At 35.1% G+C, this 16131-nt stretch carries 16 protein-coding genes; 8 read left to right on the top strand and 8 right to left on the bottom strand.

The window, feature by feature from the left end; all coding sequences use genetic code 11:
- Positions 1–13: 13 nt before the first annotated feature.
- Complete coding sequence (locus tag KIK00_RS06360) at positions 14–829, top strand: ferritin-like domain-containing protein (protein WP_255815715.1); 816 nt, start codon at positions 14–16, stop codon at positions 827–829.
- A gap of 790 nt (positions 830–1619) precedes the next feature.
- Here KIK00_RS06360 and KIK00_RS06355 read toward each other — a convergent pair.
- Positions 1620–1865, bottom strand: a complete 246-nt coding sequence (locus KIK00_RS06355; RefSeq protein ID WP_255815714.1) for a thioredoxin domain-containing protein — start codon at positions 1863–1865, stop codon at positions 1620–1622.
- A gap of 263 nt (positions 1866–2128) precedes the next feature.
- On the opposite strand from KIK00_RS06355, the gene KIK00_RS06350 reads away from it, so the two are divergent.
- Together KIK00_RS06350 and KIK00_RS06345 are read left to right on the top strand one after the other, a co-directional pair.
- Positions 2129–3652 (top strand): catalase, encoded by a 1524-nt coding sequence (locus KIK00_RS06350; protein ID WP_255815713.1) that lies wholly within the window; start codon positions 2129–2131, stop codon positions 3650–3652.
- A 5-nt stretch (positions 3653–3657) separates the two neighbouring features.
- Positions 3658–4179, top strand: a complete 522-nt coding sequence (locus KIK00_RS06345) for an ankyrin repeat domain-containing protein (protein WP_255815712.1) — start codon at positions 3658–3660, stop codon at positions 4177–4179.
- 105 nt (positions 4180–4284) lie between these two features.
- Here the strand turns inward: KIK00_RS06345 and KIK00_RS06340 are convergent, their stop codons facing one another.
- Positions 4285–4923 carry a response regulator transcription factor gene (locus KIK00_RS06340; protein ID WP_255815711.1) on the bottom strand — a complete coding sequence of 213 codons (639 nt, stop codon included), beginning with the start codon at positions 4921–4923 and terminating at the stop codon, positions 4285–4287.
- Positions 4916–7909, bottom strand: coding sequence for a two-component regulator propeller domain-containing protein (locus tag KIK00_RS06335; RefSeq protein WP_255815709.1), 2994 nt, complete (start codon positions 7907–7909; stop codon positions 4916–4918). Before KIK00_RS06335 ends, KIK00_RS06340 begins: the two co-directional genes overlap by 8 nt.
- Positions 7910–8265: 356 nt before the next feature.
- Between KIK00_RS06335 and KIK00_RS06330 the strand changes: the two genes are divergently transcribed.
- The 4 genes from KIK00_RS06330 (at position 8266) to KIK00_RS06315 (ending at position 10501) form a co-directional block, all read left to right on the top strand.
- Positions 8266–9153: a hypothetical protein gene (locus KIK00_RS06330; protein ID WP_255815708.1), complete on the top strand. Its 888-nt coding sequence runs from the start codon at positions 8266–8268 to the stop codon at positions 9151–9153.
- A gap of 116 nt (positions 9154–9269) precedes the next feature.
- Complete coding sequence (locus KIK00_RS06325; protein WP_255815707.1) at positions 9270–9719, top strand: hypothetical protein; 450 nt, start codon at positions 9270–9272, stop codon at positions 9717–9719.
- Between the two features lie 54 nt (positions 9720–9773).
- A complete protein-coding gene (locus KIK00_RS06320) occupies positions 9774–10193 on the top strand; it encodes a transposase (protein WP_255815706.1) in 420 nt (139 codons plus the stop codon).
- On the top strand, positions 10169–10501 hold the full coding sequence (locus KIK00_RS06315) for a helix-turn-helix domain-containing protein (protein ID WP_255815704.1): 333 nt from the start codon (positions 10169–10171) through the stop codon (positions 10499–10501). The genes KIK00_RS06320 and KIK00_RS06315 overlap by 25 nt, the downstream gene beginning before the upstream one ends.
- Before the next feature lie 424 nt (positions 10502–10925).
- On the opposite strand, the gene KIK00_RS06310 is transcribed toward KIK00_RS06315, so the two are convergent.
- Together KIK00_RS06310 and KIK00_RS06305 are read right to left on the bottom strand one after the other, a co-directional pair.
- Positions 10926–11384, bottom strand: a complete 459-nt coding sequence (locus tag KIK00_RS06310; protein WP_255815702.1) for an organic hydroperoxide resistance protein — start codon at positions 11382–11384, stop codon at positions 10926–10928.
- Positions 11385–11428: 44 nt separating this feature from the next.
- Positions 11429–12727: an epoxide hydrolase family protein gene (locus KIK00_RS06305; protein WP_255815701.1), complete on the bottom strand. Its 1299-nt coding sequence runs from the start codon at positions 12725–12727 to the stop codon at positions 11429–11431.
- A 253-nt stretch (positions 12728–12980) separates the two neighbouring features.
- Here KIK00_RS06305 and KIK00_RS06300 point away from each other — a divergent pair, with 253 nt between their 5' ends.
- Positions 12981–13838 carry a DUF4240 domain-containing protein gene (locus tag KIK00_RS06300; RefSeq protein ID WP_255815700.1) on the top strand — a complete coding sequence of 286 codons (858 nt, stop codon included), beginning with the start codon at positions 12981–12983 and terminating at the stop codon, positions 13836–13838.
- A 78-nt stretch (positions 13839–13916) separates the two neighbouring features.
- On the opposite strand, the gene KIK00_RS06295 is transcribed toward KIK00_RS06300, so the two are convergent.
- From KIK00_RS06295 to KIK00_RS06285, 3 genes are all read right to left on the bottom strand, one after another.
- Entirely contained in the window at positions 13917–14723 is an 807-nt protein-coding gene (locus KIK00_RS06295; RefSeq protein WP_255815699.1) for an SDR family NAD(P)-dependent oxidoreductase, read from the bottom strand.
- 96 nt (positions 14724–14819) lie between these two features.
- The gene (locus tag KIK00_RS06290) at positions 14820–15407 is read right to left on the bottom strand and encodes a TetR/AcrR family transcriptional regulator (protein WP_255815698.1); all 588 of its coding nucleotides are present in this window, start codon (positions 15405–15407) and stop codon (positions 14820–14822) included.
- A gap of 280 nt (positions 15408–15687) precedes the next feature.
- Positions 15688–16116, bottom strand: coding sequence for a transposase (locus KIK00_RS06285; protein ID WP_370647736.1), 429 nt, complete (start codon positions 16114–16116; stop codon positions 15688–15690).
- Positions 16117–16131 lie beyond the last annotated feature (15 nt).

The following is a 16131-nucleotide window of genomic DNA, read 5'->3' as shown; positions in this document are numbered from 1 at the left end:
TAAAAATTACATTATGAATATTCTTAGATTACTGGATAAGCTTTCTTATGATAAATTTTTCACCACGGAAGCTTCAAGACTGGAAACCATTACGAATATGTCATTATTCGGAAAAAAAGCAGCTACAGCAGCTGTACCGCTTGGACTGGGAACATTGATGACTACTCCTGTCAAAGCAGAAACTACAGAAACAAAATTAACAGGTACTGCCTTGAAAAGTACTCTGACTGATGCATTACAGCTGGCACTTGTACTGGAATATCTTGAAAATGAATATTACAGCATAGGGCTATCTACACCAGGATTAATTCCTACTGGAGACAGAACTGTTTTTATGCAGATCTCAAAACACGAATCAGCCCATGTCAGCTTTCTGAAAAGTACACTGACTTCTCTGGGTACAACACCGGGTAATAAACCAACATTTGACTTTACAGCCAACGGAAATTTTATGCCTTTTACAGATTATAATCAGTTTCTTATTCTTGCTCAGGCTTTTGAAGATACTGGAGTAAGAGCTTATAAAGGACAGGCTGGAAATGTAATGTCTAATAAAGTCGTACTTCAGGCTGCATTACAGATTCACTCTGTTGAAGCCAGACATGCTTCACAGGTGAGAAGGATGAGAGCCAATAAAGGCTGGATTGAGCTTGCTGACGGAGGAAGTATGCCCTCTGCAACCAATCCTGTCTATGCTGGAGAAGATAATGTAAACCAGGCAGGCTATAATACAGGAACGTTATTTGGAACAGCAGCCGGTTCTGCGGCTTACGATGAAATATTAAGTGGCAGCGATGCACAGACTATTGCCTCATTGTTCATAGTTTAGTTGTGATTTGGATGATGATAAAGTGGTGTCCATTTCCGGATTTTTCCGGAAATGGATTTTTATTATATTCTATTGAATTGTATATGCTGATTCCAGATGTACGGAATTCATTTTTTTCTTCCTTTAATAATTTCAGTTGAAGCCCCATGATAGAGCATAGTTAAGCAGGTATTAGTTTAAATAAAAAATCCCCAGAAATTCCTGGGGATAAAAACTAATAACCATGAAACTCAAATTAATGAGATAATCAAGCCGCAAATGTATTGAAAAAAGATTCAAAGTCCCATTATTTTGAATTATTTTTTTCTGTTTTTTTTAAAAAATTTACAGAAAGTTTCAACGTTTGCTGCCCGAAAGCATCTCAAAAAAAATAAGATATTTTTAATTGTAGATGGATCTCAAAAAAGATAAGCTGTATGCCTATCTTATATAACCGCTGCCCAACATGTGTAACTATAAGTTTTTCAGCGGTTAAGTTAATATGAATGTTATATTGTTAAGATTAAATGAGAAGTCTACTGTAGTGTTTTCAATTGAGTGGTAAATTCAGTATAATCTATACTACCGACATTCTTATCAATTACTTTCCCATTTTTTATAATAAAAGTTAATGGAATGGTACTATATCCCAGTAGACCATTTCCTCCCAAAAAGGTTTTGATTGATTCAATGTATTCTGTATTTTGAAGTGTAATATCGTTTATTGTATTCTTAGTAAGAAAAGTTTTTAATTTTTCAGAATTTTCATCAATAGATAAAAAAACAAACTTTATGTTTGGATTCTCTTTACTTATTTTTTGAAAGTAGGAATTTCCTGAATACAAGGTTTACACCATGTAGCCCAAACATTTACCACAACGAGATCATTCTTATTCAGATATTCTTTTTGGAAAGGGCTATCTTCAATATTTCCGGAGGATTTTGTTTTGTGCTGGCTGAGTATAGAATTATCAGCTGTACTTATTTTGATGAATTTAAATCCAAGAAAAATAAATGCTGCAGGAATAATGATAATTAATATCACTTTTTTTATCATCTGTTTTTTTTGTAAAATTATGTAAATCCCTGGTATAATAAATGATCGAAACTGTAGACATTAAACTACAGAAATAGCAAATTAAATTGTCACAGATCAGATCTCATTATTATTTTATAAGGATTATTTTTTTTTAATAATAAAGTAGATTTAATCTATTGATTTTTTTTTATTGATAGATTTTGTGAATTTTCGAAATTGAATTTATTGAGAAGGTTTTGAGAGATCAACGGTCTATATTTGCCCCACAATAAATAAAAATTATGAAAAAAAATGTATTTTTAGCTGGGATTTTCATTACATCTACATTGTATTCCCAGCAACTGACAACCAATACAGGAAGCCCTGTAGGAGATAATCAAAATTCTAAAACGGTAGGGAATAACGGACCTGTTTTACTGGAGGACATTCATTTAATTGAGAAGTTAGCCGCTTTTGACAGAGAAAGAATTCCTGAAAGGGTAGTGCATGCGAGAGGGGCCGGTGCCATTGGTGAATTTGTTACAGATGCCGATTTTTCAGATGTTACCATGGCTGATTTTTTATCAAAAGCAGGAAAGAAAACGCCTGTATTGGTAAGGTTTTCTACAGTGGTACATCAACAGGGATCTCCGGAAACCTTCAGAGATCCAAGAGGATTTGCGGTTAAATTTTATACTGATCAGGGAAATTATGATTTAGTAGGTAACAACTTACCGGTGTTTTTCATCAGAGATGCCATGAAATTTCCTGATATGGTTCACGCTTTTAAACCATCTCCGGTTACCAATAACGCTTCTGATAATAATAGGGTTTTTGATTTTATGGCTAATATTCCCGAGGCTACACATATGCTGACCTGGTTATTCTCAGATTACGGAATTCCTGCCAGTTACAGAGAAATGCAGGGAAATGGAGTGCATGCCTTCAAGTGGGTCAATGCAAATGGAGAAGTAACCTATGTGAAGTACAAATGGGTTCCTCAGCAAGGCGAAAAGAATCTTACCCAGGAAGAAGCCGATAAAATTCAATCTACACAAATAGAACATGCGACGAGAGATTTGTACAGCGCTATTCAGAATAAAAACTTTCCTAAGTGGGATTTGTATGTGCAGATGTTGAAAAAAGATGATTTTGAAAAGCTTGATTTTAACCCGGTAGATGTGACCAAAATATGGCCGGAATCTATAGCAAAATCGGTTAAAGCAGGAACGATGACTCTTAATCAGAATCCAACGAACTATTTTCAGCAGGTAGAGCAGGCTGCTTTTTCTCCGGGAACTCTTGTGCCGGGAATTGAACCGTCAGAAGATAAACTGTTACAGGGAAGACTCTTTTCTTATTTTGACACTCAGAGACACAGGATTGGAGGGAATTTTCAGCAGCTGCCAGTTAACGCATCAAAAAATGAGGTTATGACCTACAATCAAAATGGCTACATGTCTATGAAACCTCAAAGCGGTGAAGTCAACTACCAGCCTTCAGCGGGAAAACCGGAAGTGACTGACAATAAAAAATTCAAATATTCTCAGACCGTTTTTCCGGCAGGTATATCATCGGTACAGGCTAAAATAGATAAGGAAAATAACTTTAAACAGGCTGGAGAACTGTACAGGTCTTTTTCTAAAAAGGATCAGGATAACCTGATTAAAAACCTTGGAGGTGCTTTGAACAGCGTTACCAATAAAAAAGTAGTGGCCAAAATGATCTCTTACTTCTACCAGGCAGATTCTGAATATGGAAAACGTTTGGCACAATATGTTAAAATGGACCGTCAGCAGTTAGAGTCTTTATTATCTTCAAAATAAGAATAATGAAATATCTGATTTCAATTGTCATTCTGTTTTTTGCGATTAGCAGAATGAATGCGCAGGACATCTTTTCGCATGCAAAGACAGGCAATGTAGAAGCCATGTCTCAGTTTAAAAACGATATTGATTCTAAAAACACAGAAGGCTATACTCCTTTAATCTTAGCCGTATATCATAACCATTACAAAGCGGCTCGGTGGCTGCTTGAAAACGGAGCTAAACCCGATCTGCAGGATCAAAGTGGTAATACAGCATTAATGGGTGCCGCTTTTAAAGGATACCAGGAAATGGTTTCATTACTCATTTCCTTTAAAGCAGATATGAATGCCAGAAATTATAATGATGCAACAGCTCTTATTTATGCAGCTGTTTTTGGCAGAACAGAAATCCTGAAAGTACTCTTAGAAAAAGGAGCAGATAAGAATATAAAGGATAACAGAGGAAACACAGCTCTACAGCATGCTCTGATGCAGAATAATGAAGAAGCAGTGAAATTGCTTCAAGGTGAATCAGTAAGTAAATAATACAATTATGATCTGCTGATTAAAAATAAAAAATCCCCTTTATCAATCTGATATTGGGGATTTTGTTTGAGTATTACATCTTAGCGTCTTGTTAAATCCTCTGGATTATTTGTATTTGTGTGCCTGGTTTTTATCTCCTAATCGTACAAGATCTACTGTGTTTTTGATGTTCAGTTTTTTGTAGACTCTTGCTTTGTAAGTGCTTACTGTAGAAAGATGCAGGTTCAGTTCATTCGAGATCTCAATATTACCGTATCCTTTTATCAATAAATCAAATATTTCTTTTTCTCTTTCGGATAAAGCTTCTATCGGGTTGATAGGAGTATCTTTTTTAGCTGAAGAAACCAGTTTTTTTACAATATCCGGGGAATAATAGGTTCCTGTTTCAAAGATGTTTTCCACTGCTTCCAGGATATTATTTTCATCACATAATTTATTAATGTATCCGTCCGCCCCTTCAATGATATACTGTACTGCAATATCATTGTCATATACTGAAAACACTAAAATCTTAAGGTCAGGCTGTATTTTTTTTACTTCACCAATCATGCTTAGATACTTACTCTCCGGCATATTGATATCCAGGATCAATAAATCGAATCTCTCAACGAGCAGTTGAGCTGTCAGATCTGTATAAGATTCTGCGTAAGAAATCTTCACGTCTTTGTAGTGGGATTCCAAAATGAGGGTAGTTCCCAATCTCACCACAAAATGATCATCAGCAATAATAATTTTTCTATCCATATTTTTGTTTTTTTATTTTAATCGATACTATTGTTCCATATGGGTTATTGTTTTTAAAGTCTATTTTACCATTGATCATCATGAGTAATTGAAGAATAAGATGCAGTCCCAGACTGTATTTTTGTAAAATGAGTTTTTCATTTTCAATATTATTCTGAAGCTTTTCATAATATTTCATCTGTTCCTGGCTCATTCCTTTTCCTGTGTCTCTTACTTCCAGAAAAAAGATGCTGTCATCTTCAATAGTAGACAGCTCTATGGTACCATTTGTTGTATTTTTTATTGCATTATCTATTAAATTATGAATAATAACCGCTACTACATTCTGGTTGATTTGGGAGTAAGTAGGATTTTTAACATGATTAACGATTTCTGTGTTTTGTTCTCTGGCAGCCCCTTCAAAAAGAGTTTTTTTGGTTTCAATAACTTCGTAAATATTATAAGTTTCCTTTTTCTCGGAAATATTATAAATCTCGGCGTATTCCTTCAGGGTTTTTACAAAGTTGTAGAACTCTATAGAAGATTTATAAAAGCTTTCAAAGTGCTTTTTTTGTATATAATGATCGTGTTCATCTGTTTCATACAATTTCTTTGCCGCAATAGACAGATATTTTATAGGAGTGATAATGTCATGGCTTATCGTTTCCAGCAATTTTTTTTGCTGAACACTTTCTTTGCGGAGCTGCTCCTTCGTATATTCCAGTTTTGAAACAGTTTTTAATAATTTCTGCGTTCTTATTTCAATGATTTTTTCCAGTTCTCTTTTTTTCAGTTCCTGTCTTCTTATCCTTAGTTTGACTAGCTTTAATAAGATAAGTGATAGAATTAAAATGATGAAAAACTTAAAAAACAGTGTTTGATAAAATAGATATTTTACATCAATATTCAGTGTTTTGTAAATGTATTTTCCTTTTGGGGAAGCTAATACCCTTACGATAAGCTGATATTTTCCGGGTTCCAGATTGGTGATGTAGTATTTCCCATCACTGCTTACTTTCTCCCATTTCTCATTTTTGGAACCTTTCAGTTTGGCTTCAATCACAAGGTTTACCCGGTTGGCATAATAGGGTACGTCTACCAGAATCAAAGCTTTATAAAAGTTGTTTTCCAGATTGATGGTGTTCTCTTTTATACTGCTTTTCGAGTCATAAAATACGACACGTTCCATAAAGAAATTCTTCGGATAATAACTTCTGATCTTTTTAGGATCAAAAAATACCAGTCCTTTTATTGAAGGCAGCACAAAGCTTCCGTTCTGCAGAACTGCAGAACTGGGAGAACATCCTCCGTTGAACTCATTCGTATTGAATCCATCTTCTTTACTGTATCTGTAATAGTAAACAGAGGATTTCTTATCTCTGGAATAATTAAGAAGATTGTTTTTCAGCACCTGAAATAGACCGTTATTAGTGCTGATCCAGAAAAAACCTTTTTTATCTTCCAGAATGGTATGCGAAAATAAAAGGTAACCGTCCTTGTCGTCAGGCATTTTTATTAATTCTTTGTTTTTGTAAAGGAAAAAACCGTTTCCCTGAGTCATAATCCAAAAATTACCATCATCAGTTTTTACAATTTCTCTTACATTCAATGGTTTTGAAGATATTTTTTTAGGTGTAAAAGAGGGCGCTTCTATAGAATATAAGGCATCTCTGGTTCCTACCAGCCACTTATTCCGGCCATATTCCTGCACGGAGGTTACAATATTGAAGATGGAGAATTGCAGAAAGGACTTTTTGAAACTGGCATCCTTATAAAAAACAAGTTGAGATCTTAGCGAAGGCTGATGAAACACTACTACATAATAATCTTTGATATTCCATACATAAGATACCGTTTTCCCGAAATCCTGTTGTACTTTTTTTGAATAATCGGTGTCACTGAAATATCGCAGCAGAGATTTGTCCTTTTGTACGATGATGTTTTTTTTGTTATCATACAATAAAAAATACCTGCTGGTAGTATTGAAATGATATTGTTTTAGCAATCCGTTTTCATTATAAACATCTCCTGATGAGGTGATTACTTTATCTTTTCCGAAAAGCAGCGGGGAATAAAAAATATTATCATAAGACTTGTCTGATTTGTTGACTACATGAAAGTTATTGAATTTAATGACATTCAGGCCATCAGATAGGGTTCCCAGATAGAGTTTATTATTGGTTTCATCATGGTAAATGGAGGATAAAGAGTTTTTATTCAGATCATATGCTGCAATTTTTTTTATGCTGATAGCATTGTGATCATATAGTACTTTATACAAGATGTGATCATGAATGATGAAAGACTGATTGTTGATCTGGCTCCAGTATATTTTCGCATTCGTTTGAAAAAATACATCAGGGCCATCCAGATAAGTTACTTTTCCGGAGGATATTTTAATGATCTTTTTTAACTTCTTAGATGTGATAAAAATGTTTTGTCCAAAACAGAATGTATTCAATATATATTTATCATCCAGTCCTTTGATGGGAGCCATGTTCTGGTGCTTATACTGAATAGTACCATCGTTAGCAAGGTGATAGTAGTTGTTCCTATCAAAATAGATAAAATATTTTAAATGCTCTACCTCTTCTAATATTCTGTTTTTTAAAAAGATAGAATGTGACCTGCTTTCACTCAATACTTTTCGGATGCAGCTGGTCTGTTTCTGTAAAACACTTACATTTCTTTTAGAGAGTAAAATGGTGTTTTCACTGTAAGCTGTTAAATTATATATAGAGTCTTTTTCAGCATTTCCAAAAAATAAGGTGAACCTGTTATTCTTAAGATTAAGATGATTAAAGGTTACAAAATTATATCCGTCATAACGCACCAGTCCGTTTTCTGTACTCAGCCAGATAAATCCATATTTGTCTTTGGTAATATCTTTCACACTATTCTGCGGAAGCCCGTTGTCTGTATCATACCATACAGAAGCTATCTGCTGGCTATAACAGAGTTGTGCACAGAATAATAGAAAAAATATATGGATTTTACAGGACATCATTATGGGGAGAAAATTATGTTTGTGTTTTTAATAGAAATAGTGAATTATTATTATAAAGTTAGAAAAAATTAACGGCCAGCAAAAGTATACAATGTCATTTTTAAACTACACACTATTAAATTTAAAATTACAATCATGACTATCTATTTTTACAATAATTATTTTACCATCCGTATGGGTTGTCTGATCTTTGTCCCAACAATTTATTACCTGATTTAACAATGAATGTTAAATATGTTCCCACGTATTTTAAGTAAAATTTCAGGGTGGTTTATACAGGGGAGACTCAGATCTCCTCTGTTAAAATTCAGGTGATCAATAAGCAGATGAATGTCAAAAAAAATAAACCAAAGGTTATGAAAAATAGAAAAATTACATCCTTAGCAGCAGTAATGCTTGGACTATCCATTACCGTATCCGGACAAACCGGAAATGTAGGAATCAATACGACTTCTCCTACAAAAACATTAGATATCAATGGAGAATTGCGTACCCGAACACTACCTGTAATTCCCGGAGGGACTCCTGTGGTTGCTGATGCAGACGGGAATATAGGAATATTCAAACCAGTGAGTCCCAATGATTTTATTGTATATAACTTAGATAGTAATATCAGACAGAATGATGCTAAAAATGTAGACTTAAATTCCATAAGAAACAATGTACAAAATATGGCCTTTGGTCAGATACAGCCTGACGATTGCTGGGTAGTTCCCAATTCCGCTATTACATTGAAGTTTCCACAAAGTACTGTACGACGAGGTACTGTATCTTGGGGAATGTGGTTTGAAATGAAATACAGTGATTTAGGTCCATTTTCTCAGACCTCTATAGAGGGAGGAACAGGTAGAATTAAACTTCCTGTATTTTTCCACAGCAGAGCCTATGCAAGACTTTATAAAAAGACAGGACCAGGTCCTACAGACTGGACTGTACAAAATACGGTTACGGTAGTAATGCAGACCTCACAAATTTCGCCATACTTCACGGCTGCTGCGGATAATGACAGTTCCGGTAACCCATATCCTGTATCGGCTACTACCAATGCCAACTTCAGATATTTTCTTTATGCCAATTACAGTGTAGGTGACGGAACAGGGATTGGTATTGATCCGGATTCTGAATATAAAGTAGAATTGTTATACGGAATTGAAAACTTATCTTCCCGAGCTAGTATTACCAATACTGCTTTTTTACAGAACTGGGGAGTACAGTCTACAGGTTATAGTTTTTACAAGAATTAGATTTTTAATTACATTTTTATAATGAGCGGAGTAGAAATATTCCGCCATTTGAATTCAAACCACTTTTTATAAAAAGCAATATATTAACATTACAATCTTCACAATTTGAGAGTTCAATGAAAATAAACAATAAGAAAAAAGTAATTAATCATATGATTTTTCAGCTGGTACTGATTGTGTTGCTATTGGTAGCAATTATTACACTTAGATTCCTTGATTATCATTTACTTTCAACATTGTTTGTTTTTATTACTCTTTTGGTATTGCTATACGGGAAACTAAAAAACAGGTTTATCTTCGAATATGAAAACTCCGGAGAAATCCTTTCCATAAAAAGTTATCAATGGCTTTCAGCAGGTAAAAAACCTCGTTTTGAAATGCCGCACAGGAAAATCTTAAATATTGAAATAAAGGAAGGCATTTTAAAAAAATACCTGGTTATTCTCTTCTCGGGTTCTTCGGAAAAGGTTTTAAGAATGGATATTGATATTACCTTTTGCAATGAAAATCAGGTGAATTTACTTTTCAAGGATATCACAAAAAATATGACCATGAAAGATCATTAGCTTATTTCCAGAAGGAGATGATGACATTTTGAACAGTAAATAAATTAATATAGGATGGAAAATTTAAAAGATATTCATATCGGAGGCCTGTTGTATAAAAGAGTAAAGGAAGAAGAAGTAGAGATGACCAGAATCTGTAAATTTCTACAGAAAACAGAAAAGGAAATTACAGAAATGTATACTCAGAAGTCTGTAGGTGCAGATGTCCTTTTAAAATGGTGTAAACTGCTTGAATATGACTTTTTCCGGCTGTACTCCAACCATTTGATTTTATACGCGCCGGCTTCCAGTCCCAATAAAAAAGAAAAACGGTCCCAACTGCCTCAATTCAGGAAAAGTCTATACACCAAAGAGATTATAGACTTTATGCTGGAACTCCTGGAGAATAAGCAGATGACTGTTTTAGAGATCATGAATCAATACAGAATTCCAAAATCAACGCTCAATAAATGGATAAGCAAGTACAGATCATAAATATCGGCCCCAACTATAAACAGATTTATCATGATTTTATAGCAGCCAAATGTCCTGATAAAAGAGAATTTGTCAAAGGCTATTTATCCAAGGATAGTCTTTCTGTATCTGATGTGCTGAAGATTAATGCTATCATTTTTCTTGATGGAATATCCGAAAGTCAAAAATTCAAATCCTATGATAAACAGGCTATTATTGAAATCCTCGATTATCAGAAAAAGCATAGATTAAATAATAGCCAGCTGGCCAGTCATTTTAAACTGAGCAGAAATACGGTGACGAAATGGAAACGTACATTTTTAATATAAAAGAGAAGAACACATTTTCCACTAAAGCAATGTTGTTTATAATTTGTTTTTTTCTAAGTTTTTAGAGTATATCTGTTAATAGATATGCTCTTTTTTATGATATTACTGATGATAGCGTAGTAGTTTTTTACCTACAATATGCTGGATTTATTTTACGGCAGCAGCTTATTATATCTACATCATTTATTTTGTTTCTGATCCTTATTGTCAGACTCTTGACAGGTAGTAATGATTAAAATTTAATTCCTAATTCTATTTAATTAATATCGGTTCTAAAAACTAAGGATGAAATATCTAGGGAGATTATTTTCTTTCTAGGTATTTTATTTACATTTTGACTATTTTATTAAAAAAAACAAAACCTTCCTTGTCAAAAAAAGCAAGGAAGGTTTTCAATTAGAACGCCATAAGTACATTCTGATAATTACACCACAACATCTATCTTCACATTGATATTTCCACGGGTTGCTTTTGAGTAGGGACATGTTGCATGTGCTGTTTCTACAACTTTTCTGGCATCATCTATAGGTAGCCCCGGTAAAACGATCTGTAAGTGAGCCTGCAGAAAAAAACCGTCATCATTGGCCGCCAGATCGATTGAGGTATTGACAGACAGGTCCGAAGGAAGATTAACTCCCATTTTGACAGCTCCCAAATGCATGGCTCCGATAAAACATGCCGACCATCCTGCCGCTAATAACTGTTCCGGATTTGTTCCGTTTCCTTTTGCCCCGGGAGAGGTCAGTTCAATATCCAGTTTTCCGTCATTGCTTTTAGCTTCTCCATTGCGTCCTCCGGTTACTACAACGTTACCGGAATACAGCACTTTATTGATGTTAACTACTGTAGTATTTTCTACTTCCTGAATGGTATTTAATTCCATATTTTTATTATTTAGATTGAACAATATTGTTGATTGATCTGTTGTCAAAGTTTTTTTCTCAAGTCTTTGAAAGCTGCCCTAAGCTCTTCTGTGAAAACCTGTGGTTGTTCCCACGCTGCAAAATGTCCTCCTTTTGGAGCTTTGTGATAATAATATAATGTAGGGTAGGCCCGTCTTGACCAGCTTTCAGGAGCCTGATAAATCTCGTGAGGAAATACCGAAATGGCTACGGGAATTTTAATATCTTTCGTTTTCTGTGCTTCAGCACTGAAGTTATTTTTATTGTTTTCCCAATAGAAACGTGAAGAAGATGCTCCTGTATTGGTAAGCCAGTAAAGCGTAATATCATCAAGGATTGCATCACGGCTGATCACATTTTCAGGATGGAGGTCACTTTCGCTCCATTCAGCAATTTTCTCATAAAGGAATGCTGCTAAGGCACCTGGAGAATCGGAAAGTAAATATCCCGTTGTCTGTGGGCGTGTTACCATCATTCCTCCATACGCTGCATTTCTCCCAAAGAAAGTACTCATTGCATGATAAGCCTGTGCTTCTGAAGCTGAAAGCCCGGCGGGAGCAGGATCACCTGCATTGATGGGTTTTACAAGTTCAGCAGGAATTGTGGCCGGCATGGTAAGATGAATCCCCAAAAGACCCGAAGGAGTTTGCTTTGCCAAGGCATCAGATACTACAGAACCGTGGTCACCACCTTCAGAAACATATTTTTTGTAGCCAAGTCTTTTCATCAGTACATCCCAGGCGCGGGCAACACGGTCTGGATTCCAGCCCAGTTCAGTAGGGATTTCTGAAAAACCATATCCAGGAATCGCTGGGATGATTACATCAAAAGCATCACTTGCTTTTCCACCATATTTTACCGGATCTGTCAGAGGACCTATGGCATCAATAAACTCTAGCGGAGAACCTGGCCAGCCATGAGTAAGAATCACGGGCATTGCATTAGACTCTTTTGAACGGACATGGATGAACTGAATATCAAGCCCGTCAATTTTGGTTACAAACTGTGGGAGAGCGTTCAGCTTATTTTCTACTTTTCGCCAGTCATAATCAGTGCCCCAATAGGTGATCAGTTCTTTTAACTGAGCGAGCTGAATTCCCTGAGAAGCATCTTTTACCGTTTCTTTATCAGGAAAACGGGTTTCGGAGATTCTTCTTTTGAGTTCATCCAGCTGAGATTGCGGAATATTGATGTGAAAAGGGCGGATACTGGTATCAGATATTGACGATGCCATATGGGTATCATTGTCTTGCGCTTTTAAGACTGCGGGAGTACTTAGAATAAAAGTTGCTGCTAACAGGATGGTTGAAATTGTTGTTTTCATTGCTTTATTGTTTTAGATTTTACTCTGTTTTTCTTTTTTGATGAGACAAAATTAGGCCCTGAAAAACGGCTGGTAAACGGGTAATTTGTTCAAGTAGTCATATTTCGTATCGAAATAGACATTCAAGATGGTGAACAGGAAAGTGGGATAGTATATAAGGACAAATCTGTGAAAAAGAAATACTCAGAAAAGCTATTCATTTCTCATTTTTTTGTAGTTTTGTTGTTCTGCCAGTCACATTATAAAAGCTTTTATGAAACGAAATTTCATCAATCAGGAAGAACTTTCTGATAAATTCTGGAATATTGAATATTCAGGAACTACACAAAAAATAACATTCGGGAAAAGCGGAACCAAAGGACGTGAAACTATTAAAGAATTTGCCGATGAAAAAGAATGCATTCGCGAATCTGAAAAACTCATCAGCCAAAAGATAAAAAAAGGATACACCGAGATTCAGGATAACGAAGAAGTCCCTCAGAAAAAAGAACTTTCAGAAAATGAAAAAGCAGATATTTATTTCTGGGAAGCGATCGAAAAATCCAATAAATATAAAAAAGCCCATTGGAGTGAATATGATATTGATGAACACCTGGAAAATCTAACAGCTTATCTTGCTAAATTTAGAAAAGAAAGACTTATTCTTTTTGAAAAGACGCTTCAGGAAAAATTAAGTGAACTGTATACCGCTGAAATTGCTGAGCTTTCCTTTATCCTCGAAGGTGATTTCAGGACAGAAAACGGGACGTATATCTTTGATGGTTTCCTTTCTGATGATGGATTTATTTATTTCCGCTGCTGGCTGCTCCTGAAGGGGAAAGAATTTTTTGAAGATATTACAAAAGATATCCAGTCATTTGTAAGTGGAAAATACAGTTTTAATATAGGCGATTGCTGGGGGGAGGGACTTTTATATGTTTCAGATGAAGCTTATTCCGAAAATCATGACAACGATGATGAGTCAGAGATAAGAGATACGGTGCATGAACTGTATCCGGATAATCTTTATGATAGTATAGACCGCCAGATGAGCAGGGTGCCAAAAAAGGGGACCGATCTGCAGAAGATGTATCCGAAATTGGTAAAAGAGATCTGTGAATTGAGAAAATAAAAACTTCTTAAAAAAGAAAAAAATAAGCTCCGTCTTGATAAGAACGGAGCTTATTTTATGATAGTATTGTTGTGAAAATTATCCGTGAGCCTCTACGGATACCTCATTCCATTCTTCCCATACTTTTAGTCGCTGTTCATAATTATGTTTTACAAAAGGAAGGGCTACTTTCCCAAGCAATAAACGCAATGGAGGATTTTCAGTTTCTGCTAATTTTATGAGTGCCGGTGCTGTAGCTTCTACACTTCCGAAAGAGGTCTCAGCTTCTGAAAAGGCTTTTTTAAGACCATCATAAACAGGGTTGCTTTGCGTACTAATTCCTGTATGCCAGATATTGGAAGCATAACCATTAGGTTCTACCAAAGTAACATGAATACCGAATTCTTTCACTTCCGTAGCTAAAGTTTCACTCAATCCTTCCAATGCAAATTTAGAAGCATTGTATAGCCCCATCGTAGGTAAAGTTGCCAATCCCAGAATAGAGGATACCTGAATGATATGGCCGCTTTTCTGACCTCTCATGATAGGAAGTACTGCCTGTGTAAGCCATAAAGTTCCAAAGAAATTCGTTTCGAACTGTGCTCTGGCTTCCTGCTCATTCGTTTCTTCAATAGCGCCCGTTAGTGCATATCCCGCATTATTGATCAGGATATCAATGCTGCCAAAATGCTGCTTTACTTTCTGAGCCACAGCTAAAGATTCTTCACGCTTGTCTACATCTAAAGTTAAGGGCAATACAGAATCTCCATACTTTTCTTTTAAATCATTAAGGGTTTCAACGTTTCTGGCTGTTGCTGCTACGTTGTATCCTTTTGCTAAAAAAGCTTCTGCCCATGCTTTTCCGAAACCTTTTGATGCTCCTGTAATTAAAACTGTTTTTGACATTGTTTTGTTTTTTAATTAATTGTTATGATTATACTTTTTATAAAGTTTTTCTAGTTAATTCATGTGACCGATCGGTCATTTTTTTGAGAAAAAAAATTACACACTATTTTCCTCTATAATTTTTTTCAGACTGTTTGCAATAATTTCTATTTTCTCGTTGCTGCCAGACATTCTTGACATTAAGTGTCCACCCTCAAGCATTGCAAACAAAACCGTTGCAAAGTCTGCCGGATTCCATTCTGCTCTGAATTCTTTATTAATTATTCCTTTTTCTATAATGCCGGAAAGCAATTCTTCACCTTGTTTAATTCCCCGGTTTACCTTTTCTTTAACTATCGGATTGGTATCGTCAGCTTCTGTTCCAAAGTTTAACAAAGGACATCCTCCAACTACAGGCGGATGATTGGGGTCACTGAAAAAATCAATGTATGCGAATAATTGCTCCTTTGAAGTTTTGAATCTGCTTAAAGTTTTCTGAAGTTGATCACTCAGCATTTTCATATTGTGTTCAACAGCGGCGCAGGCCAGTACTTCTTTATTTTCAAAATGGACGTACATACTACCTTTAGACAATTTAGTGGCTTCCATGATATCACTCATAGAAGTAGCGGCAATCCCTTTTGTATTAAAAATAGGTGCTGCTTTTTCTATAATGAACTGTCTGGTTTCTTCTCCTTTTGCCATGATGATACTGAATAATGTTGCAAATATATGACCGATTGGTCATAAAAACAAAACTTTTGTAATTTATTTTTAAAAAAGCATAAAAAATATTTTTAATCATTTGATTTTGTGTTATTTGTGTTTTTGTTTTATAGCATACTGCAGGACCGAAACCCTGCAGTGATCAATTCTCATTTGTGTTATAGAATCGAAGTTTATAAAAAAGTGAAAAATAAGGCATACATTCAATAGAGGGATATTACAATATATGCAGCAACTAAAAATCTTAATTTATAGGAATTCAAAGCTCAATCAGTATTTTTTGATCCATTTGTACAAAGTAGTTTTTGGGATCCTGTAATCTTCTATTATTTGTTGTTTGGTTCTCATTTGTTTTTAAAAGATTGAGGATAAAATCAATCATTTCAACGGTATAAATATTTTTTCTGAACTTGGGAAGCTGTGTTTTTTTCTGTTTTGATTTTTTATAATAATCTGAGGATAGAGGAGGTGAATAGAGCAATAGGTGCTGAGAATAGATCCTGAAGAAATAAGTTAAAAGCTTGCTCCATTTAAGAAGAATCTCTACGTCCAGAGATTTGCTTTTGTACATCTCTGCAAGTTCCTTATGGCTGCATTGCATAAAGTTCAGCAATCTGTCTGGAGAGAATCCGGTTTCTTCTACCCGCTTTTGTATCAAATCACCAATATGGATATCTTTAAACAGCATAATAAACGGATTTGT

Source organism: Chryseobacterium sp. MA9 (assembly GCF_024399315.1).
Lineage (GTDB): Bacteria > Bacteroidota > Bacteroidia > Flavobacteriales > Weeksellaceae > Chryseobacterium.
The sequence above is the reverse complement of the archived record's forward strand: the minus strand, read 5'-3'. Positions and strand labels throughout refer to the sequence as shown.

Bases quoted from the DNA above. Each gene is read 5' to 3' on its own strand.
- KIK00_RS06360 (WP_255815715.1), top strand. From the start codon at position 14: ATGAATATTCTTAGATTACTGGATAAGCTTTCTTATGATAAATTTTTC.
- KIK00_RS06355 (WP_255815714.1), bottom strand. From the start codon at position 1,865: ATGATAAAAAAAGTGATATTAATTATCATTATTCCTGCAGCATTTATT.
- KIK00_RS06350 (WP_255815713.1), top strand. From the start codon at position 2,129: ATGAAAAAAAATGTATTTTTAGCTGGGATTTTCATTACATCTACATTG.
- KIK00_RS06345 (WP_255815712.1), top strand. From the start codon at position 3,658: ATGAAATATCTGATTTCAATTGTCATTCTGTTTTTTGCGATTAGCAGA.
- KIK00_RS06340 (WP_255815711.1), bottom strand. From the start codon at position 4,923: ATGGATAGAAAAATTATTATTGCTGATGATCATTTTGTGGTGAGATTG.
- KIK00_RS06335 (WP_255815709.1), bottom strand. From the start codon at position 7,909: ATGATGTCCTGTAAAATCCATATATTTTTTCTATTATTCTGTGCACAA.
- KIK00_RS06330 (WP_255815708.1), top strand. From the start codon at position 8,266: ATGAAAAATAGAAAAATTACATCCTTAGCAGCAGTAATGCTTGGACTA.
- KIK00_RS06325 (WP_255815707.1), top strand. From the start codon at position 9,270: ATGAAAATAAACAATAAGAAAAAAGTAATTAATCATATGATTTTTCAG.
- KIK00_RS06320 (WP_255815706.1), top strand. From the start codon at position 9,774: ATGGAAAATTTAAAAGATATTCATATCGGAGGCCTGTTGTATAAAAGA.
- KIK00_RS06315 (WP_255815704.1), top strand. From the start codon at position 10,169: ATGGATAAGCAAGTACAGATCATAAATATCGGCCCCAACTATAAACAG.
- KIK00_RS06310 (WP_255815702.1), bottom strand. From the start codon at position 11,384: ATGGAATTAAATACCATTCAGGAAGTAGAAAATACTACAGTAGTTAAC.
- KIK00_RS06305 (WP_255815701.1), bottom strand. From the start codon at position 12,727: ATGAAAACAACAATTTCAACCATCCTGTTAGCAGCAACTTTTATTCTA.
- KIK00_RS06300 (WP_255815700.1), top strand. From the start codon at position 12,981: ATGAAACGAAATTTCATCAATCAGGAAGAACTTTCTGATAAATTCTGG.
- KIK00_RS06295 (WP_255815699.1), bottom strand. From the start codon at position 14,723: ATGTCAAAAACAGTTTTAATTACAGGAGCATCAAAAGGTTTCGGAAAA.
- KIK00_RS06290 (WP_255815698.1), bottom strand. From the start codon at position 15,407: ATGGCAAAAGGAGAAGAAACCAGACAGTTCATTATAGAAAAAGCAGCA.
- KIK00_RS06285 (WP_370647736.1), bottom strand. From the start codon at position 16,116: ATGCTGTTTAAAGATATCCATATTGGTGATTTGATACAAAAGCGGGTA.